Consider the following 20,442-nt stretch of genomic DNA (forward strand, 5'->3'; position numbering starts at 1 on the left):
GGTAAAGTGGAGAACATGGCGACTCGTAGGAACCCCTTATTCGACACGGCCACCACCCTCGGAAAGATTTTAGGTTTCCTTGGCGTGAGCGCTATTTGCGGTGTCCTGGTGGCTGGCCTTCTGGTTCCGGCCGCCGCTGTTTCCGGCAGCACAGCCAGTGGCTCGATCGAATTCTTCGACACTCTCCCGGCCGAGCTGCAGGTGGACCCGCCCAGCCAGTCCACCAGGATCCTGGCAGCGGACGGGAGCGTCATCGCCAACCTTTATGCGGAGAACCGCACCCGCGTGCCGCTGGACCAGATCTCCCCGTACATGAAGGACGCGGTGATCGCCATTGAGGACAACCGTTTCTACGAGCACGGCGGCGTGGACACCACAGGCATCCTCCGTGCGCTGGTGGCCACAGCCCGGGGCAACAAGCAGGGTGCGTCCACCATCACCCAGCAGTATGTCAACAACGTCCTCAACGCCTCGCTGGAATCCGAAGGCCGGTCCGCGGACGTCAAGCTCAACGGCGTCAACAAGGGCGTGGGTGACAAGCTGCGCGAGATGAAGCTCGCCATCGCGCTGGAGAAGAAGTTCACAAAGGAACAGATCCTCGAGGGCTACCTCAACATCGTGTTCTTCAACCGCGACGCCTACGGCATCGAAGCCGCCTCGAAGTTCTTCTTCAGCACTTCAGCCAAGGACCTCACGCTCCCCCAGGCCGCCCTTCTCGCCGGCCTGGTCAACAGCCCTTCTGCCTTCGACCCCATCACCCATCCGGATAACGCCAAGGTCCGCAGGGACCTGGTGCTGAACGCGATGCTGGCCCAGGGCAAGATCACCAAAGCCCAGCACACAGCTGCTGTCGCCACCCCGGTCAAGCCCAAGGTCACCCCGGCACGCCAGGGCTGCGCCTATTCGCCCACCGCGCCCTACTTCTGCGATTACGTCCTGCACCTCCTGCTCAACAACCCGGCTTACGGCGCGGACGCCACCGAGCGTGAAAAGAAGATCTTCCGCGGCGGCCTGACCATCAAGACCACCCTGAACCCCAAGGCACAGAAGGCCGCCCAGGACCAGGTGAACGCCTCCGCCGGGACCAACGCCGACAAATGGGGCGCCGCGCTCGTTTCCGTCGAACCGAAGACCGGCAAGATCACCAACATGGCCCAGAACACCTCATGGTTCCCGGGCAAGGGAAAGTTCGACTCCCAGATCAACTTCAGCGTGGACCAGTATGACGATCAGGGCAACGACCTGAACGGCCTCGGCGGCGCCCAGCCGGGGTCCACCATGAAGCCGTTCACCTTTGCCGAATGGCTCGAAGAGGGCAAGTCGATGAACATGATCGTCAACGCTGCCCAGCGCCGGTACCAGCAGGACTTCCCGTGGCGGAACACGTGTTCCACGCCCACCGTGGGCTGGTATGACAGCAGCAACGGAACCGATGACCTCCAGAACGCCGAAGAGGGCTACTACCGGAACATGACCGTGCTGGACGGGCTGAAGAACTCCATCAACACGGCCACCTTCGCCTCAGCCTCCCAATTAGATCTGTGCGGCATCCAGAAGGTCGTGGACGCGGTCGGACTGCACGGCGGACTGCCCGTCCGCGACAAGGAAACGAACGCCATCGTTGATGCGAATCCGAAGGTCACCATGACCACGCTGGGCAACCTGCTGGGTTCCACGCAGACGGCCCCGCTGACCATGGCCAGCGCGTTTGCCACATTCGCGAATGACGGCAAGTACTGCGCACCCATCGCCATCACCTCGGTGACTGACCAGACCGGGGCGCAGCTGCCCGCCCAGTCGACCGCCTGCCGGGACGCCATCAAGCCCGAGGTGGCCCGGGGCGTGAACTACGCGCTCCAGCAGGTCCTGAACGAGGGCTCCGGTTCGCTCATCCAGCCCCGGATTTCCACCCGGACCTCCTTCCCGATTGCTGCCAAGACCGGTACGTCCAACAACAACGGCTCCACGTGGGTGGTCGGCCACACCACCGGGCTTGCCACCGCTGCCTGGTTCGGTGATGCGCTGGGCGCCCAGGACCGGGCCGGCCAGAACGTCACCGTGAACGGCAAGTTCTACACGGGCATTGACGGCTACATGATCGCCGGGCCGATGTTCTCCCAGTTCATGTCCGAGATTGCCCCCGCCTACGGCACCGAGCCCTTCCCTGAACCGCCGTCCAACCTGCTCTACGGGACGCCCCAGTTCCAGCCGTCGGTCCCCGTGCCGAATGATCCCCAGCCATCGCCGACCGGCAAAACGGGCGGCAGCACCGGTAACGGCAACGGCAACAAGGGGAATGGCTGACGGTGATTGACACATCACGACTGGCGAGCCGCGTCCGTAGCATCGGTCGCGGCTTTGCCGTAACCGCCGGGGCGGGAGCTGTGGCAGCCCTCGCGGCCACAGGTTACGGGCTGTGGGAGAAGAACCAGTTTGTGGTGCGGGAAGAATCCCTTCCCATCCTGCCGCCGGGGCGGGACCCGTTCCGGATCCTCCACCTGAGCGACATCCACTTTGTCCCGGGGCAGAAGGCGAAGGCGGCATGGCTGTATTCCCTGGCCGGGCTGAAGCCTGACCTCGTGGTGAACACCGGCGACAACCTCAGCCACCCCAAGGCAGTGGATCCGCTGCTCAGGGCACTGGCACCGCTGCTGGAATTCCCCGGCGTCTTCGTTCCGGGCTCCAACGACTACTACGCTCCGCGGCTCAAGAACCCGGCGTCCTACCTGCTGGGCCCTTCCAAAGCCAAGGAGGACGAGGAGGAGCTTGACTGGCCGCGCCTCCGGTCAGGCTTCGGCATGGGCGGCTGGGTGGATCTGACCAACCGGCACCAGTCGATTGTGCTCAAGGGCATGCGGTTCGATTTCTCCGGCGTGGACGATCCCCACCTCAAGCGCGAACGGTATGCGGGCTGGCCCAGGGGCACCAGGGGCCAGGACGCCACCGAGCACCTGCGTGTGGCCGTCATCCATGCCCCGTACCAGCGCGTGCTGGACCACTTCACCGAGGACGGCGCGGACCTGCTGCTGGCCGGCCACACGCATGGCGGCCAGCTCTGCATCCCCGGTTACGGCGCCGTCATTGCCAACTGCGACATTCCCACCTGGCGCGCCAAGGGCCTCCACGACTGGGACAGCAACGGACACACGACGCCGGTGAACGTGTCGGGCGGCATCGGCACCTCGCGCTTCGCCCCCATCCGCATCGCCTGCCGGCCCGAGGCCATACTGCTCACACTCACTGCCCGCCCCTGACCTCTGATACCCCGTGTGAACCGCGTCACCGATGGCATAGGGTAGTTGCTACGGGAAACTACATTCGCGAGTTGAGAAGCGGGCATGGCCAAGCAGAGTTCATTTTTCAGATCCGTCAGCCGACTGTACCCCCACGTTAGGCCAATCCTCCCCCGGCTGGTGATGGGGCTGCTGTGCGCGCTCCTGGCCAGCGTAGTGGCACTCACCATCCCCCAGGTGCTGCGGGTCCTCATCAACGATTCCTTCAGGCCAGGCGCCACCGCGGCGGCCGTGTGGTCCTCCGCCGGGACCATCCTCGCCCTGGGCACCGCCGAGGCCGCGCTGGTTGCGCTCCGCCGCACGTTCGTCATCAACCCGGCCACGACCGTGGAGACCAGGATGCGGGTCTCCCTGTACGGCCACCTGCAGGACCTTACCGTCTCCTTCCATGACCGGTGGGGATCGGGGCAGCTGCTCTCCCGCGCCATGACGGACCTGAACTTCCTCCGGCGCTGGATGGCATTCGGTGCCATCATGCTGGTGGTGACCACCCTGACGGTGGTGATCGGCGTCGTCGTGATGTTCACCATGAGCTGGCAGCTGGCCCTCATCTTCCTCGCCGCGGCGGTACCCATCATGGCGTACGGCTTCCGCTTCAGGACGCGCTTCAGCAAGGTGGCGCGGCGCAGCCAGGACCAGGCCGGGGACCTCGCCACCACGGTGGAGGAATCCGTCCATGGCATCCGCGTGCTGAAGGCCTTCGGCCGGAGCCGGGAAGCGCTGGAGACCTTCAACGGCCAGGCCGAGGAACTGCGCCAGACCGAGATCGCCAAGGCCAAACACCAGGCCACCTTCAGCATGGTGGTCACGCTTTTGCCGGAACTCGCGCTGGGCGCCGGCCTGGTGGCGGGCATCATGCTGGTGGCGGACGGGCAGCTCAGCATCGGAGCCCTCGTGGCATTCTTCGCCACCGCGGCCGTCGTCGCGGCCCCCGTGGAATTCTCCGGCATGCTGCTGGCCATGGCCCTGACCGCCAAGAGCGCCCTGGACCGCCACTTCGAGGTCATGGATTCGCTGAACACCATCACCAGCCCCGCGGCACCCCAGCGGCCCGCCGAGCTGAAGGGTGCCTTGAGCTTCAACAACGTCACGTTCGCCTTTGACGATGCGCCGGAGAAGCCGATCCTCAGGGACATCCGGCTGGACATCCGGCCCGGCGAAACCATGGCGCTCGTGGGCATCACCGGAAGCGGAAAGAGCGCACTGCTCCAGCTCGTCCCCCGGCTCTACGACGTCACCGAAGGCTCCATCACCATCGACGGCGTGGACCTGCGCGCCTTCAGCGTGGAGGAACTGCGCAGCGTGGTGGGCGTGGCGTTCGAGGACACCACGCTCTTCTCGAGCTCCGTCCGGGACAACGTGCTCCTGGGGGCACGGACGGCGGGTGCCCGGACGGCGGGTGCCGTGAGTGCCCCGACGGGCGTCGCCGGCGAAGACCCCGGGGACGGCCTCGAGCAAATCCTGGAGGAAGCGCTGGACACCGCCCAGGCCCACTTCGCCTACTCCCTGCCGGACGGCCTGGACACGCTCATCGGCGAGGAGGGGCTGAGCCTGTCCGGCGGCCAGCGGCAGCGCATCGCCCTCGCACGCGCCATCGCGGCCAGGCCCACCGTGCTGGTTCTGGACGATCCGCTGTCCGCCCTGGACGTCAACACCGAAGAGCTCGTGGAACACCGCCTGCGGGAGGTGCTGGCGGGCACCACCACGCTGATCGTCGCGCACCGGCCGTCCACCGTGGCGCTGGCGGACCGGGTGGCCCTGCTCGAGGAAGGGCGCATCGCCGCCGTCGGAACCCATGCCGGGCTGCTCGCCGCCAACGCCCACTACCGGTACGTCATCGCCAGCCTGGAGACGGAGCCCCGTGACCTGGACTCGGAACTGTCGGCCCTCGAAGACGAAGCGGAGGAACCCATCCGATGAGCACCGCAGCATTCGGCACCGCCAACGAGGACAACGCCCACCTGAGCAAGAGCGACAGCAAAGCAGTACGACGGCGGTCGCTCGCCCTGCTGGGGTCGCTGATCCGGCCCGTCCGGTTGCGGTTCTGGCTGACCATCGCCACGGTGGTCCTGTCGCAGGCGGCCCGCGTGGCCGGGCCTGTCCTGATTGCCTTCGGCATCGACCACGCGCTGCCGGCCCTGCGCGCCGGCGACAATCTCCCGCTGGTGATCACCGGCGTCGCCTACCTGACGGCGGCGGTGGCCGCCTCCATGCTGACGGCGCTGTATGTCACGTCAACGGCCAAGCTCAGCCAGGCGATGCTGCTGGACCTGCGGCTGCGGGTGTTCCGCCACACCCAGCGGCTCAGCCTCGAATTCCACGAGAAGTACACCTCGGGCCGGATCATCGCACGGCAGACCTCCGACCTCGAGGCGCTCCGGGAACTCCTGGATTCCGGCGTCAGCTCCCTGGCATCCGGGATGCTCTTCATGGTGTTCACGGCCGTCACGGTCTTTGCCCTCGACTGGCGTAGCGGGCTGATCGTGCTGGCCGCCGGCGTGCCCATGTTTTTCCTGGCCCGCTGGTACCAGAAGCACTCCCAGATAGCGTTCCGGGAATCCCGGGTGGTATCTGCCCGGCTGATCGTCCACTTTGTGGAAACGATGACCGGCATCCGCGCCGTCAAGGCTTTCCGCAAGGAGCGCGAGAACGCCGCACGCTACGGAGAACTGGCCGACGAATACCGAAAGGTGACCGTCCGGTCCATCAACCTGAACGGCGTGTTCCAGCCCGGCCTGGTCCTGATTGGCAACGTCTGTGTCGCTGCTGTGCTGCTGTTCGGCGGGTTCCGGGTGCTCACCGGCGACCTGGCCGTGGGCGTGCTGCTGGCACTGATGCTGTCCACCAAGCGCTTCTTCCAGCCCGTGGACCAGATGGCCATGTTCTACAACTCCTTCCAAAGCGCCCAGGCCGCCCTGGAAAAGGTGTCCGGACTGCTCGAGGAGGTTCCCACCGTCCGCCCGCCCCGGAACGCCGTGGAACTCCGCGAGGCCCGCGGCGAGGTGGAGTTCAAGGGCGTCGAGTTCCGCTACGGCGACGGACCGCTCATCATCCCGGAACTGAACCTCCGCATCCCTGCAGGCCAGACGGTGGCGCTTGTGGGCCAGACGGGTGCCGGCAAATCCACGCTCGCCAAGCTGATTGCCCGCTTCTACGACGTCACGTCCGGCTCGGTGACGCTGGACGGCGTGGACCTGCGCCGGCTCGCCACGGCGGACCTGCGCCGGAACATCGTGATGGTCACGCAGGAGGCGTTCCTGTTCAGCGGCTCGGTGGCGGACAACATCGCCCTGGGCCGGCCGGAGGCGTCACGTGACGAGATCGAGGCGGCCGCCCGGGCGGTGGGCGCGCACGAGTTCATCAGCGAGCTCCCCGAGGGCTACGACACGGACGTCAACAAGCGCGGCGGCCGCGTATCCTCAGGGCAGCGCCAGCTGATCAGCTTCGCCCGGGCAGTGCTGGCCCGGCCGGCGGTCCTGATCCTGGACGAGGCGACGTCCTCGCTGGACATCCCCTCGGAGCGCCTAGTCCAGAGCGGCCTGGCCCGGCTGCTGCGGGGAACGGACGACGGCGGCCCTGCCGGCTCCCGCGCCGGCTCCGGGCGGCGCACCGCCCTGATCATCGCGCACAGGCTGTCCACGGTGGAGACGGCCGACCGGGTGCTGGTCATCCACGACGGCCGCGTAGTGGAGGACGGTACCCCCGAGGAGCTCATTGGCGGCGGCGGACGCTTTGCCCGGCTCCACGGAGCCTGGAAGGATTCGCTGGTCTGAGCCCTGCCCTGAAGCCCTGCTCAGGCTGCCTGCCGGGTTTCCCCACCTTTGGAGGAGGCCGACGGCGGGTTCCGCCTTTGTGGAGCAAGAAGGCCACCAAAAGTGGGGAGACTCAGCGGCCGCCGTGCCCTCCGGGCCGAAATGCAGGGGTCAATGCAGGGGGTCCGGGCCCCGATTTCGCATGTGGACCCTGCATCGGCTATTCTTGTAAAGTTGCTTTTGCAGCGGATCGGGATGTAGCGCAGCTTGGTAGCGCGCTTCGTTCGGGACGAAGAGGTCGCAGGTTCAAATCCTGTCATCCCGACCAAACAAAGAGGGTCTCCCCACGGGGAGGCCCTCTTTTTTGCCCTGATATTTGCCCTGTCCGGCGCTCGCCGCGGCTTTGCGGTTTGAAGGCTCAGAGGCCCTTGTGGGTGATGTTCTGCCGCAGTACGTCGCTGATCGTGGCGGCCGTCGCCGGGGCCTCGGTCATCGAAGTGTTCAGCGGAACGGCCGACGCCGGGAGCCTCGTCTGGGGGATCATCGGCATCGCGGCGCTGCTGGAGGCCCTGGTGCTTTTCGCTTTCGGCCTGCGGTTGCGCCACCGCTACCTCCACCATCCCTGGTCCCGTTCCCTGGTGCCGGCGGTAAGAAAGTGGTCAAAGGAAAGGGCCCCGGAACATGGTTCGCGCATGTCCCGGGGCCCTTTTCCTGAGGAAAGCCTGCTACATAGGATCCGGCCAGTTGCCGATGTTCATGTAGTTCGCGCTCATTGGATCCGGCCAGTTGCCAATGGCAACGGTGGTCCCCGCGTTCTCAGCGGCGGAACCGGCGGACAGAATGGCAGGGGCCGTGGCGGAGAATGCGAGGGCCCCTGCCAGTACGGCAGCGGCTGCAATCTTCTTCAACATGTGAGGTCCTCAATACGAGTCGGATTCGTTACAAAGTCAGCACTTTCCTTGTTGACATACATTGTAAAATGTTTTCCACAGGGCGTGTCAAGCATCGTGTACAAGACGTGTCCGGAATAAGGAGGATCCCGTGGGTAACGGATTCGGGGAGAAGCTCCGAGCAGAGCGGCTCGAGCGCGGCCTCACCCAAGCGGAGCTGGGCAAGGACCTCTACTCCCCCAGCTACATTTCCTTGCTGGAGACCGGCCGCAGGGAACCCACCGCCGACGTTATCGAGGAGCTCGCCCGCAGGCTTGAGCTCGCGCCCAAAGCACTTGAAGCCTGGAGCCAGCCCATTTCGGTCAGCGACGCCGAATACGTGCTGGCCGGACTGTATGCCCGGCAGGCCTGGGACCTGCGTGACTATGCCCTCGCCGCCGAACATGCCGCCTCGGCCGCGCGCATTGCCCTCGAAGGCAAGAACACCAGCGCCTGGTGGAACATGACCTACATGCAGGCCGAGTGCCTCATGAAGCAGGGCCAGCTGAAGGAGTGCCAGAAGGTCATGGAGCACCTGCTGGAGCACCCCATGGCCACGGAATCCGCCGGGCTGGGGGTCCGTGCCCGCCAGATGCTCGCGGCGCTGTGCCACGGGCAGGGCCAGCTGAGCGCCGCCGTCGAGCATGCCCAGAAGGCCGTGGAACAGTGCGCGCAGCTGCCCAAGGGTTCCACGCTGATCATCGGTGCGCTCCGGGCCCTGATCGGCGCCCTGGCGGAAAGCGGGCGGCTGGACGAGGCCTGGAAGTACTGCCAGGACATGAACGAGCAGATGGACGAGCACTCCATGTCCCAGCTGGCTGGCGAGGTGGCCTGGGTGATCGGGAACGTCGCGTTCATGCGGCACGACTACCCGGAAGGCATCAAGCACCACGAGCGCGCGGCGAAGCTGCTTTCCCCCGCGAACGACATCGAGCTCTGGGCCCGCTTCAACAAGGCCTCGGCTGCCGTTCGGCTCTCCTCCGGGATCGTCGAGCCGGAAACCCTGTCCGCCATCGAACGCGCCGAACTCGCGCTGTCCATCGTGGGCGGCAACAAGACGGACCAGCTCGAGGTGGCCTTCATCCGCGCCCGCTGGCTCTACCTCACCGGCGACATCGTGGCGGCCGTGCAGAAACTGCGGGAGATCCACGCCGAACGCGCCGCCCTGGCCAAGCACACGGCCGGCGAAGTGTCGCTGCTCCTGGGCAAATCGCTCAAGGCAGCGGGCGAATCCGAGGAGGCGCTGGTGCTCCTCGAGGAGGCGCAGAGGGAGTTCACCGCCGCGGGCGCCCAGGACCGCGTGCAGCAGGCCCTCGACGCCATGCTGGAGATCAGGCTCGCGCAGCGCCGGGCCGCCGCGGCCGAAGCAAGCTAGGGGAACGAAAAGGCGCCCCCCGGGATCGGATCCCGGCCGGTGCCACTTTCGTTTGCTGGCTGAACGCCGCGGCTAGTTGAGTGCGTTCGCTAGTTGAAGGTCCGGCCGGTCAGCTTCTCGAACGCCTCGACATAGCGGGCACGGGTGCGCTCCACGACGTCCGCGGGCAGGGCCGGCGGAGGCGTGTCCGAGGCCTTGTCCCAGCCGGACTCGGCCGAGGTCAGCCAGTCGCGGACATACTGCTTGTCGTAGGATGGCTGGGCCTTCCCCGGCTCGTACGTGGCGGCGTCCCAGAACCGCGAGGAGTCGGGCGTCAGGACCTCGTCGCCCAGCGTGATGGCGCCGGTCACCACGTCGTAGCCGAATTCCACCTTGGTGTCCGCCAGGATGATGCCGCGGTCGCGGGCGGTCCGTTCGGCCTTGGTGTAGATCTTCAGGGTCAGTTCGCTCAGGCGCGCGGCGATGTCGTCTCCCACCATGGACACGACGGCGTCGTAGGTGATGTTTTCGTCGTGCTCGCCTACCTCGGCCTTGGCCGACGGCGTGAAGATGGCCTTCTCCAGGCGGGAGCCGTCCACCAGCCCCGCCGGCAGGGGGATGCTGCAGACCGTGCCGGACTGCCGGTACTCCACGAGGCCGGACCCCGTGAGGTAGCCGCGGGCGATGCATTCGACCGGGAACATCTCCAGCTTCTTGCAGATCATGGCCCGGCCTTCAACGGCTGCGGGCACGCCGTCTTCCACGGTGGAAGCCAGGACGTGGTGCTCGACCTCCAGCTGGTCGAACCACCACAGGCTCAGCTGGGTCAGGATGCGGCCCTTGTCCGGAATTTCGCTGCTCAGCACGTGGTCGTAGGCGCTGATGCGGTCGCTCGCCACCACCAGCACGCAGTCCTGCCCGAACTGCTCGCTGATGGACTCGTCGACCGGGACGTACAGATCGCGGACCTTGCCCGAGTAGACATGGTTCCAGCCCGGAAGCTCCGGGGGCGCAGTGTCCAGACCCCGCCTGGACTCGCTGCCGTTGCTCTCAAGTTCAGCCACTGTCATGCCTTTTCTTTAGGAGCGGAGCCGGCCTTGGCAGCCGAGGAGGCCGCCGCACCTGACGCCACCTTGATTTCGCCGCGGGCGGCCTTGCCGCCGATGTCCGAACGGAACTGTGCGCCTTCCAGCTGAACCAGCTCCACGCCGTCGTACGCCCGTTCCCTGGCTTCGACGAGGTCGGCGCCCAGCGCCACCACGGCGAGCACGCGGCCGCCGGCGGAAACCACCTTGCCTTCGTCGTCGAGCTTGGTCCCGGCGTGGATCACGTGGACGCCGTCCAGCTCGTCCACCTTCTTCAGGCCGCGGATGCGGTCGCCGGTCCGCGGGGTGTCGGGGTAGTTTTCGGACGCCACGACGACGGCGACTGCCGTGTCCTTGGACCAGCGCAGCTCTTCTGCTTTGTCCAGTTCGCCCTTGGCGGCTGCCAGGAGCAGGGAACCGAGGGGCGTCTTGAGCCGGGCCAGCACGGCCTGGGTTTCGGGATCGCCGAACCGGACGTTGAATTCGATGACGCGGGTGCCGCGGGAGGTCAGCGCGAGGCCGACGAACAGGACGCCCACGAAGGGGGTGCCGCGGTGGGCCATCTCGTTCACGGTGGGCTGGGCCACGCGGTCGATGACTTCCTGGACGAGGCCTTCCGGAGCCCACTCCAGGGGCGTGTAGGCGCCCATGCCGCCGGTGTTGGGGCCTTCGTCGTTGTCGTAGATGCGCTTGAAGTCCTGCGCCGGGGACAGGGCGACGGTGTTGCGGCCGTCGCACAGAACGAACACGGAAACCTCGGGGCCGTCCAGGAATTCCTCGATCACCACGGTTCCGCCGGCGTCGAAGCAGCTCTGCGCGTGGGCGAGGGCTTCGTCGCGGTTGTTGGTGACCACCACACCCTTGCCAGCGGCCAGGCCGTCATCCTTGACCACGTAGGGTGCGCCGAAGGTGTCCAGGGCCGCTGCGGCTTCCTCGGCGTTGCCCGCCACGAGCGCCATGGCGGTGGGCACGCCGGCTTCGGCCATGACCTGCTTCGCAAAGGCCTTGGAGGCCTCGAGCTGGGCGGCTGCCTTGCTGGGGCCGAACACGGGAATGCCCGCGGCACGGACGGCGTCGGAAACGCCGGCGGCGAGGGGCGCCTCCGGGCCCACGACCACCAGGTCGACGTCCAGCCGGGTGGCCAGCGCCGCCACCGCATCCGGATCGTTTCCGTCAATAGCGTGCGTGGGGACAAGCCTGCTGATGCCGGCGTTGCCCGGAGCCGCGTGGACTTCGGAAACGTTGGGGTCTGCAAGCAGGGAGCGGACAATGGCGTGTTCGCGGCCGCCGGGGCCAATAACGAGTACCTTCACAGTCTCCAAGCGTACTTTGTGGACCGCGCTGGCTCCTAAGCTGTGTCGGGCCCGGCCGGCGGGCCCGGCCCATTGTTCCCTCCGTCGGGAACAATCCCCCGGACCCGCCGCTACGAACCACGGTCATGAAGAAGCTCACGAAGTGGCTCAAGGGCCCCGCCGCATTGGCGGCGCTGGCCGGCGTGGCGGCTGCCGCCGTCGTACTCTCCGTTGCGGAACTGATCGGTGCGTTCTTTACGGCGCGGGCCACGCCCGTCATCGCGCTCGGTTCCACGTTCATCGACTTCACCCCGCCGTGGATGAAGGACTTTGCGATCGCCACGTTCGGCACGAATGACAAGGCCGCGCTCTTCGTGGGCATGGGCCTGACCATTTTCCTGCTGGCCTGTGTGCTGGGAGTCGTGGCCTTCCGGAAGTGGGCACTGGGTGTGGCCGGAGTGCTGCTGATGGGGGCCATCATCGTGGCCAGCGTGGTGACCCGCGCGAGCGTGAAGCCGGCGGATGCCGTGCCGACGGTCCTCGGAACCGTGGCCGGGCTCATCGTCCTGCGGCTCCTGGTCTCCCGGGTGTGGCGGCTGCAGTCCTTTCCCGATGCTCCGGCTGACGTCGCGGCGAAGTGGCCGGACCGCCCGGCAACTACCCGGCGGGCCTTCTTCACGGCAACCGGCCTGACCGCCGTGGCCGCAGGCATCGCCGCGACCGGAGGCCGTTTGCTGAGCGCTGCGCGCAGCAACGTGGCGCAGGCCCGCGAGTCGTTGCGGCTGCCGTCGCCGGGCAAGGCCGCGGCCGCAGTTCCCGCCGGAGTGCAGTCCGCGGTGCCGGGCGTCACGCCGTGGCTGACGCCCAACGGCGACTTCTACCGTATCGATACGGCCCTGAGCGTTCCCGAAATCAAGGCCGAGGAGTGGGAACTGCGCGTGCATGGCCTCGTGGAGCAGGAGGTCCGGCTGACGTTCCAGGACCTGCTCGACGCCGAGCTGATCGAATCCCATGTGACCCTCACCTGCGTCTCCAACCCGGTGGGCGGAACCCTTGCCGGCAACGCCAAATGGCTCGGGCTGCCCATCCGCGAAGTCCTCAAGCGTGCCCGGCCCAAGGACGGTGCGGACATGGTGCTGTCCACGTCGATCGACGGGTTCAGCGCGTCCACTCCGCTGGAGGTCCTGCAGGATGACCGCGACGCCATGCTCGCCATCGGCATGAACGGCGAGCCGCTGCCGCTGGAACACGGCTACCCCGTCCGTATGGTGGTGCCCGGGCTGTACGGCTTCGTCTCCGCCACCAAGTGGGTGGTGGACCTGGAGGTGACGCGCTTCGCGGACAGCAAGGCGTACTGGACGCAGCGAGGCTGGTCCGAGCGCGGCCCCATCAAGACGATGGCCCGCGTGGAAGTACCCAGGTCCTTCGCCGTGGTGCCCGCCGGGCGCGTGGCGATCGGCGGCACTGCATGGGCCCAGACGCGGGGCATCACCAAGGTGGAGGTCCAGATCGACGGCGCAGACTGGGCCCCGGCCGTCCTGTCCGAAGAGGCCTCGGTGGTCACGTGGCGGCAATGGTCCTTCGACTGGGACGCCAAGCCTGGTTCGCACTACATCAGGGTGCGTGCCACGGACGGTACCGGCGAGGTGCAGACGGAGAAAAGGGCGGATCCGGTGCCGGACGGCGCCTCCGGCTGGCAGTCCGTCATGGTCACGGTGGAGTAGGGGCGGACCGGCCCCGAACGGGTCCCGGGGAATGCGAATCCGGCACCTAGACTTGGGCTATGCCACTACATTCGCATGCCACGTTCACAGTGGAGTCCGCCGTCGAACTCGCGGTTGTTGAACGGAGCGGATTCGTCGAATCCCGGCACATCGGAGCAGCAGTGGTCCTCTCCGCGGACGGCATGGTGGTCACCCAGCTCGGCGACATCACCACGCCAATTCTTGCCCGCTCCACGCTGAAGCCGCTGCAGGCCCTGGCGTCCATGCAGTCCGGTGTTCCGCTGCGGGGCGCCCAGGTGGCGCTAGCCTGCGCCTCCCACACCGGCTCACTGGACCACATGGACGTGGTGGAGGGCATGCTGAAAGCCGCCGGCGTCAAGGAGGAGCAGCTTCAGTGCCCGGCCGCCTGGCCGCAGGACGAGACAGCCCGCACCTGGCTCACCCGCTCCGAGAAGGGTAAGTCCCGGCTGGCCTACAACTGCTCCGGCAAGCACGCGGCTTTCCTGTGGGCATGCACGGAAAACGGCTGGGACACGCACAGCTACCTGGAACCCAATCATCCCCTGCAGCAGCGCATCCGCACCGTGATCGAAGAGTACTCGGGCGAGGGCATCGCGCACCTGGGCATCGACGGCTGCGGCGCCCCCGTGGCGGCGATTTCCCTGACCGGGCTGGCCCGCGCCTACTCCAAACTGGCGATGGCGCCGGGTGACAAGAACGCCAACGCCCGGGCAGCCACGATCGCCACCTCCATGCTGGACTACCCGTGGGCCGTGCAGGGCAGGGGTGAAGCCAACACCATCGTGATGGAGGAGCTGGACGTCATTGCCAAGATCGGCGCCGAGGGCCTCCTGGTCATGGCCACGACCCAGGGCGTCTCGGTGGCCGTGAAGGTGCTGGACGGGAACCTGCGCGCCACCTCCCTGATCGGCCTGACGCTGCTGGCTGCCGCCGGCGCCGTGGATATTCCAGGCGTGTCCAGTGTGCTTGAAAAGGTGGTTGAGCCGGTCCTGGGCGGCGGCCGGCCGGTGGGCAGGATCCGCCTCGGGCACGCGGTTTCGGCTCTGCTGGACTAAGCCCCTCCTGCCCTGCACGCCTGCAGCGGGCTACAGCAGCCCGGAGCCGGGGCCGGTGGCGTAGGGTAATGACGGACGAAAACGATGTGGAGGTGCCAGGACGTTGGCTGTTTCCCGACGCCGGATTGACCCTGACCAGGGCCGCGCGGCCGTGGCCCAGTGGGTGGCCGCAGGCACGCCGCCGGCCACACCCTCCGCCGCACCGGAGGTCCCCAGGTCCGTGATCGCGACGGCGGTGCGGTACTCCCTCGAGGAAGTCACCGCCCGGGCACCTGGCAACTCCGTCGAGGTCCGGGTACCGCCGTTCGGCGTCACCCAGTGCGTCGAAGGCCCGCGCCACACGCGCGGCACGCCGCCGAACGTCATAGAGTGCGACGCCGCAACCTGGCTTGCGATGGTGACCGGGAAGTTGAGCTGGGCGGACGCCGTAGGGGACGGACGGGTGGCTGCCTCCGGGCTCCGCGCCGACCTGTCGGCGCTGCTGCCCCTGTAAGCGCCACGACCTGTTAGCGCCTGACCTGTAAGCGCCCTGGCACGTAACTCCGTAACGCGCGAAACTCCGCCCCGGGATAGTCGGGGCGGAGTTTCGCGGGCTACAGGCTGGAGGCTTTGGCCCAGCGCCGTACGGCTATTCGTGGTTGATGGCCGCCGAGGGCTTGCTCATCTGGAATTCAGGGATCTGATCAGCCGTCGGGCCGCCGCGGAACTTGGGTGACGGCTGCCCGCCCCCGCTGATCCGTTCAAGTTCCTGGTCCTCGAAGTCGTCCTCGACGCCGAGCATGATCGCCGAATCGTGGTTGGTGATCTCGCCCTTGAAGGCCCGGACCATGACGTCACGGTCAAACTGGCCTTCCCACTTGGAGACCACGAAGGTGGCCACGCAGTTGCCCAGCAGGTTGACCACCACGCGCATCGAGTCCATCAGGCGGTCAGCCCCCAGGAGGAGGGCGACGCCGGCAACCGGGAAAATCCCGAGGGCGGCGGCGGTGGCGGACAGGGCCAGGAAGGAGGAACCGGGGACTCCGGCCATGCCCTTGGACGTCAGCAAGAGGACACCCAATGCCGCGAGCTGCTGCCCCAGGTCAAGGTGGTGGCCGAATGCCTGGGCCAGGAACAGCAGGGAAATCGAAAGGTAGATCGCGGCGCCGTCGAGGTTGAACGAGTAGCCGGTGGGAACCACCAGGCCGGTGGTGGCACGGGAACAGCCCGCGTTGGTCAGCTTGGTCATGATGCGTGGCATGACGGCCTCGGTGGACGCCGTGCCGAGGGCCAGGAGGAACTCCTCCCGCGTGTATTTCAGGAACTGCCACAGCGGGACGCGGGCGAACCCCCAGGCCACGAGGAACAGGAGCCCGATGAAGACGATGGCTGCGCCGTAGCAGGCGGCGATGAGCTGCGCGTAGGTTCCGAGCGTGTCCAGTCCGTATTGGCCGATGATGAACGCCATGGCTCCGAACGCGCCGATCGGGGCCACCTTCATGATCCAGGACATGATCTTGAAGATCAGTTCGAGGACGGTCTCCATGAGGCTGACAACGGGCATGCAGCGCTCGCGGCCGATGACGACGATCGCCGCTCCGAAAAAGACCGAGAAGAAGAGGACCTGCAGCAGGCTGTTGCTCGCGAAGGCTCCGATGACGCTGGTGGGAATGATGTCCAGGATGAAGGACGCGGCATCCTTGGGCACAGCGTGGCCGGTCTTGGCGTCAAGCGCCTCCTGCGACAGGGTGCTCGGATCGATGTTCAGGCCGGCTCCGGGCTGGACGATGTTGCCGACAACCAGGCCAAAGACCAGGGCGAAAAGCGTGGCCGCTGTGAAGTACAGAAGTGCTTTGACTCCTACCCTTCCGACCGCCTTGACGTCGCCTACGGCTGAGATTCCGGTGACAATCACCAGGAAAATCAGCGGCGCGATGATCATTTTGATGAGCTGGATGAAGCCGTCACCGAGCGGCCTCAGTTGAGCGCCAAGGTCCGGCCAGAAATGCCCTATGAGAACACCTGCCACGACGGCGATCAGAATTTGGAAGAAGAGCGACCTGTACAGGGGCTTCTTCTTCGACGGCGCCGAACTCGCCTTCAGCGCCGCGGAATCTGGGATCTTCATTGATCTGTACCTATTCAATCGGGGACAGCCCCGGAAAATCGGGGTCTGTTTCCAAAGTAACCCCGCTCACACTATTCCGCAAGGGGATAAACTGTTTCCATATCGCGGAATTGTTGAAGCATTCTTTGAGCATGCAAAAATCCGCTGCGCCGTCGGGCATCCGCGCACGGGATCCCCGGTGCGAATGTCCGAAAACGTAGCGGAAAACGGTGAGAGTGCTGCGCTGCTAGCCGCGGCCGATGAAGGGCATGCCGGCGGCCGTGATGACCACCGAGCCCACGCTGGCCGACGGCGGCATGCCGGCCATCATGAGGACCGCGCGGGCGGCGTCCTCCACAGGGAACATGGGCTCGACTTTGCGGGAGCCGTCGGCCTGGAGCGCGCCGGAGCCGACGCCGATGGTGTCCATGATTTCGGTGGCGGTATTGCCGATGTCGATCTGGCCGCACGTGATGCCGAAGGCGCGGCCGTCAAGCTCGATACTCTTGGTCAGGCCCGTCATGGCGTGCTTGGTGACCGCGTAGGCCACGGTCCGCGGCCGGGGCGAATGCGCCGAGATGGATCCGTTGTTGATGATCCGGCCTCCCTGCGGGCGCTGCGCCTTCATGGCGCGGACGGCCGCACCTGCACAGAGCAGCGATCCGGTCAGGTTCACGGCAACGGTGGCTTCCCAGTCCGCGAGGGTGATCTCATCCACCGACGCCGCCGGTCCAAACACGCCCGCGTTGTTGAACAGCACGTCCACCCTCCCCCACCTATGGAGGACGGCAGCGAAAAGGCGTTCGACGTCGTCGGGCACGGTGACGTCGCAGGGCACCGGCAGCGCGTCCGGGTGGCCGCCTGCCGTTTCAAGCAGCTGCGCCTCGCGGCGGCCGGCCAGGGCCACGCGGTAACCGCCCGCGAGCATTTGGCGGGCCACCGCCCGGCCAATGCCGGAACCGGCCCCGGTGACGACGGCGACGGGTCCGGGCGTTGGCGTGGCGGTCATGCGTACTCCTGCTGGTTACTGGCCTACTGGGTGGCGGGAACATCCGCTCCCACCAGTGGCCAGCCTATGACGGTCTTGGGCCGGGGCATGGCGTAAGTCCGGACCTTGGACGTGGAGAGCCGCATCCGGACGAGCGATTCCGCAATGGTCACCGCGGCCGCCACGCCGTCCACCACGGGAACCCCGGCCCGCTGCCGGATCTGTTCGTCGAGTCCGGCCATGCCGCCGCAGCCCAGGACGATCACCTCGGCTTTGTCTTCGCGGACGGCAAGCAGCGCCTGTTCGATGATGGCCTCGACGGCGCGCTCGGGCTCCTCCTCAAGCTCCAGGACTGCCATGCCGCTGGCCCGCACCGACGCGCACCTGGCATCGAGGCCGGCCAGCTTCAGCCGGTCCTCGATGAGCGGCACGGCGCGGTCCAGGGTGGTGACCACGGAGTACTTGTGGCCCAGGAACATCGCAGTGCTGGCCGCGGCCTCGGTGATGTCGACAACGGGCACATCCAGCAGCTCCTGGAGCCCTTCCCGGCCATGCTCCCCGTAGCCTGCCTGGATGACGGCGTCGAACGGGTCCGGGTAGCTGACCACGCGGTCCATCACGGCGATCGCGGCCAGGTAGCTTTCGAAGTTGCCCTCGCAGGAGTCCGCGCCGAACCGCGGAGTGAGCCCGATGATCTCGGTGCCGGGCGCCGCGATGCTGCGGGCCTGCGCGGCGATGGAGTCGGTCATGGACCGGGTGGTGTTGACGTTGGCAACGAGAATGCGCATGGAGTTCTCCTGGATAGGTTGCCCCAACTGACTCGCAGTTGTTGTCGTTTTGGGGGCTCAAAACGACATTAAGTGCGAGTCAGTTGGGTGGCTGTTAGTGGGTGCTCGCGACGGCGATGGACTCGCCGTCGACGTCCTCGAACTGCTGCTTGCGGTCGGCGATCAGGTAGTACGTCAGGGCCCCGACACCCGCGCCGAAGAACCAGGCGAAGGGGGCCGCTGCTTCGAGCGCCGGCACGAAGGCGATGAGTATCGCGACGGCGGAGGCCGGCAGGAGCGCGGTGATCGACTTTGGATTGACGCCCTTCTTGTAGAAATACGCACCGCCGGGGTTCTCGCTGTACAGCTCCGGGACGTTGACCTTGCCGCGGCGGAGCAGCCAGTAATCGGCCATGACCACGCCGAACAGCGGGCCGAGCAGGGCACCGAGCCCGCCGAGGAAGTACACGATCACCAGCGGGTTGTTGTAGAGATTCCACGGCAGGATGACCAGGCCGATTGTGCCGCTGACCCAGGCCGCCTTGCGGAAGTCCAGGTGCTTGGGGAACAGGTTGGTGAGGGCGTAGACCGGGGCGACGAAGTTGGCCATCAGGTTCACGGCGATGGTCAGGATCAGGATCGCGAGGCAGGCCAGGACCAGGAAGAGGGTGTTGGGAATGCTTTCGACGATGTCCGAGGGCGTTTCGATGATGGTGCCGTTGATCTTGTACTGCCCGCCGGCCAGGACCACCACGATGGCGCCGAACAGGAGCATGTTGATCGGGATGCCCCAGAAGTTGCCGCGGACGATGGACTTCTTGGAGACGGCGGAGCGGGTGAAGTCACAGAAGTTCAGGACGAAGGTTCCGTAGATGGACACCCACAGCGCGCCGCCGGCGAAGATGGTCCGCCACATGTCGCCGCCCTCAAGCCCCCGGATGCCGGTCCACTGGATGGAGCCGCGGGCCTCGATGAAGACCCAGACGGCCAGCAGGACCATGGTCAGCAGGATGACGGGACCGGCGAACGCCTCGTATTTGCGGATCATCTCCATGCCGAAGCTGACGATCACCAGCTGCACGATCCACAGCGCCACGAACGCGATCCAGCCCAGCGTGGACAGGCCGAGGACGGAGTTGGCGTCCAGTTCGTGCAGGGACGGGACCATGGCCACGAGCATCACCCGCAGCACCACCGACGCCAGGAACGTCTGAATGCCGAACCATGCCACCGCCACGGCGCCGCGCAGCAGGCTGGCCAGCTGGGCGCCGCGGATGCCGAAGCTGATCCGGCTCATGACGGGAAAGGGAACGCCGGTTTTCTGGCCCATGAAGCCGGAAAAGCTGAGCAGCGCGAAGAGAAGGGCGGCGCCGATGGCCAGGGCCATGAGGATCTGCCAGCCGCCGAGGCCGAGGGAGAAGAGTCCGACGGCGAACGCGTAGTTGCCGAGGCTGTGGACGTCGTTCGCCCACAGGGTGAAGATGCTGTATCCGGTCCAGCGGCGCCCGTGCCGCTTGGTGGGAGCGAGGTCGGCGTTATAGAGCGTGGGGGTGATGTCGTGACCGGAGGCGGCGCTTGCCGCCTCGCAGAGGGCGTCGACGCCCGTGGCGGGATGGACCGGCTGCCCCGACAGCGCTGTCGGGGCGGGAGCCGTTTCGACGCCGACTGATGGGGTCGTCTGCATCTGGATCTCCAGTTCTGAAGGGAAGGTTTGAGGGCGGAAGTCCGTGCTTCCGGATAGTCGATTCCGCGTAGTGGAAATTGGCTATTGAAGAGTGGAATTACCTTATGACCTGGGTCACCCTGCCGTCAAGGACGATTTGCGCCGCCGGGTGGTCACAATCGGGACGGAGACGCCGCGGATCCCCGAATGGCGCGCGCCCCGGCCGCCCGCCTTGACCGGCCCACCCTCCAATGCCTAATCTCGAATGGCAAGAATGTTTTCTCACAATACGAAAACATGAGCCCAACATTCAAAGATGAAACGAGGCTGCCGTGGCTGCAGGAGAAGATACCTCCCATATCCTCAGCGGGTTGACTAACCAGCTGCCTGATCGTGATCCGGAAGAGACCGCCGAGTGGGTTGAGTCCCTGGA

16 protein-coding genes and 1 tRNA gene are annotated in these 20,442 nt (G+C 66.5%); 9 read left to right on the forward strand and 8 right to left on the reverse strand.

Going from position 1 to position 20,442, the window contains the following annotated elements:
• The first annotated feature begins 15 nt into the window (after positions 1–15).
• The 5 genes from ASG92_RS24460 to ASG92_RS24480 all read left to right on the forward strand — a co-directional run bounded on the left by ASG92_RS24460 (position 16) and on the right by ASG92_RS24480 (position 7,373).
• The gene (locus ASG92_RS24460; RefSeq protein ID WP_056634837.1) at positions 16–2,304 is read left to right on the forward strand and encodes a transglycosylase domain-containing protein; all 2,289 of its coding nucleotides are present in this window, start codon (positions 16–18) and stop codon (positions 2,302–2,304) included.
• Between the two features lie 2 nt (positions 2,305–2,306).
• Positions 2,307–3,254, forward strand: coding sequence for a metallophosphoesterase (locus tag ASG92_RS24465; RefSeq protein ID WP_056634712.1), 948 nt, complete (start codon positions 2,307–2,309; stop codon positions 3,252–3,254).
• 84 nt (positions 3,255–3,338) lie between these two features.
• Positions 3,339–5,213, forward strand: a complete 1,875-nt coding sequence (locus tag ASG92_RS24470; RefSeq protein ID WP_056634715.1) for an ABC transporter ATP-binding protein — start codon at positions 3,339–3,341, stop codon at positions 5,211–5,213.
• Complete coding sequence (locus tag ASG92_RS24475; protein ID WP_056634718.1) at positions 5,210–7,066, forward strand: ABC transporter ATP-binding protein; 1,857 nt, start codon at positions 5,210–5,212, stop codon at positions 7,064–7,066. Before ASG92_RS24470 ends, ASG92_RS24475 begins: the two co-directional genes overlap by 4 nt.
• A gap of 230 nt (positions 7,067–7,296) precedes the next feature.
• Positions 7,297–7,373, forward strand: a tRNA-Pro gene (locus ASG92_RS24480).
• A 90-nt stretch (positions 7,374–7,463) separates the two neighbouring features.
• On the opposite strand, the gene ASG92_RS30370 is transcribed toward ASG92_RS24480, so the two are convergent.
• Together ASG92_RS30370 and ASG92_RS24485 are read right to left on the reverse strand one after the other, a co-directional pair.
• The gene (locus ASG92_RS30370; protein ID WP_277310620.1) at positions 7,464–7,595 is read right to left on the reverse strand and encodes a hypothetical protein; all 132 of its coding nucleotides are present in this window, start codon (positions 7,593–7,595) and stop codon (positions 7,464–7,466) included.
• A 175-nt stretch (positions 7,596–7,770) separates the two neighbouring features.
• Complete coding sequence (locus ASG92_RS24485) at positions 7,771–7,956, reverse strand: hypothetical protein (protein ID WP_056634721.1); 186 nt, start codon at positions 7,954–7,956, stop codon at positions 7,771–7,773.
• Positions 7,957–8,086: 130 nt separating this feature from the next.
• On the opposite strand from ASG92_RS24485, the gene ASG92_RS24490 reads away from it, so the two are divergent.
• Positions 8,087–9,349 (forward strand): helix-turn-helix transcriptional regulator, encoded by a 1,263-nt coding sequence (locus tag ASG92_RS24490; RefSeq protein ID WP_056634724.1) that lies wholly within the window; start codon positions 8,087–8,089, stop codon positions 9,347–9,349.
• Between the two features lie 89 nt (positions 9,350–9,438).
• Here ASG92_RS24490 and ASG92_RS24495 read toward each other — a convergent pair whose 3' ends face one another.
• The gene (locus ASG92_RS24495; protein ID WP_240987285.1) at positions 9,439–10,392 is read right to left on the reverse strand and encodes a phosphoribosylaminoimidazolesuccinocarboxamide synthase; all 954 of its coding nucleotides are present in this window, start codon (positions 10,390–10,392) and stop codon (positions 9,439–9,441) included.
• A gap of 2 nt (positions 10,393–10,394) precedes the next feature.
• Positions 10,395–11,726: a phosphoribosylamine--glycine ligase gene (gene purD / locus ASG92_RS24500; protein ID WP_056634730.1), complete on the reverse strand. Its 1,332-nt coding sequence runs from the start codon at positions 11,724–11,726 to the stop codon at positions 10,395–10,397.
• A gap of 125 nt (positions 11,727–11,851) precedes the next feature.
• Between purD and ASG92_RS24505 the strand changes: the two genes are divergently transcribed.
• The 3 genes from ASG92_RS24505 (at position 11,852) to ASG92_RS24515 (ending at position 14,998) form a co-directional block, all read left to right on the forward strand.
• A complete protein-coding gene (locus ASG92_RS24505; RefSeq protein WP_082579712.1) occupies positions 11,852–13,429 on the forward strand; it encodes a molybdopterin-dependent oxidoreductase in 1,578 nt (525 codons plus the stop codon).
• Positions 13,430–13,488: 59 nt separating this feature from the next.
• Positions 13,489–14,505: an asparaginase gene (locus ASG92_RS24510; RefSeq protein WP_056634735.1), complete on the forward strand. Its 1,017-nt coding sequence runs from the start codon at positions 13,489–13,491 to the stop codon at positions 14,503–14,505.
• 103 nt (positions 14,506–14,608) lie between these two features.
• The gene (locus ASG92_RS24515; RefSeq protein ID WP_056634738.1) at positions 14,609–14,998 is read left to right on the forward strand and encodes a sterol carrier family protein; all 390 of its coding nucleotides are present in this window, start codon (positions 14,609–14,611) and stop codon (positions 14,996–14,998) included.
• 135 nt (positions 14,999–15,133) lie between these two features.
• Here the strand turns inward: ASG92_RS24515 and dctA are convergent, their stop codons facing one another.
• The 4 genes from dctA to ASG92_RS24535 form a co-directional block, all read right to left on the reverse strand.
• Positions 15,134–16,612 carry a C4-dicarboxylate transporter DctA gene (dctA, locus tag ASG92_RS24520; RefSeq protein WP_056634741.1) on the reverse strand — a complete coding sequence of 493 codons (1,479 nt, stop codon included), beginning with the start codon at positions 16,610–16,612 and terminating at the stop codon, positions 15,134–15,136.
• Positions 16,613–16,838: 226 nt separating this feature from the next.
• Complete coding sequence (locus tag ASG92_RS24525; RefSeq protein WP_056634743.1) at positions 16,839–17,600, reverse strand: SDR family oxidoreductase; 762 nt, start codon at positions 17,598–17,600, stop codon at positions 16,839–16,841.
• A gap of 23 nt (positions 17,601–17,623) precedes the next feature.
• Positions 17,624–18,367, reverse strand: coding sequence for an aspartate/glutamate racemase family protein (locus ASG92_RS24530; protein ID WP_056634746.1), 744 nt, complete (start codon positions 18,365–18,367; stop codon positions 17,624–17,626).
• Between the two features lie 94 nt (positions 18,368–18,461).
• On the reverse strand, positions 18,462–20,030 hold the full coding sequence (locus tag ASG92_RS24535; protein WP_056634749.1) for an NCS1 family nucleobase:cation symporter-1: 1,569 nt from the start codon (positions 20,028–20,030) through the stop codon (positions 18,462–18,464).
• Positions 20,031–20,442: the final 412 nt, after the last annotated feature.

It is taken from the genome of Arthrobacter sp. Soil736 (genome assembly GCF_001428005.1).
Taxonomy (GTDB): Bacteria; Actinomycetota; Actinomycetes; order Actinomycetales; family Micrococcaceae; genus Arthrobacter.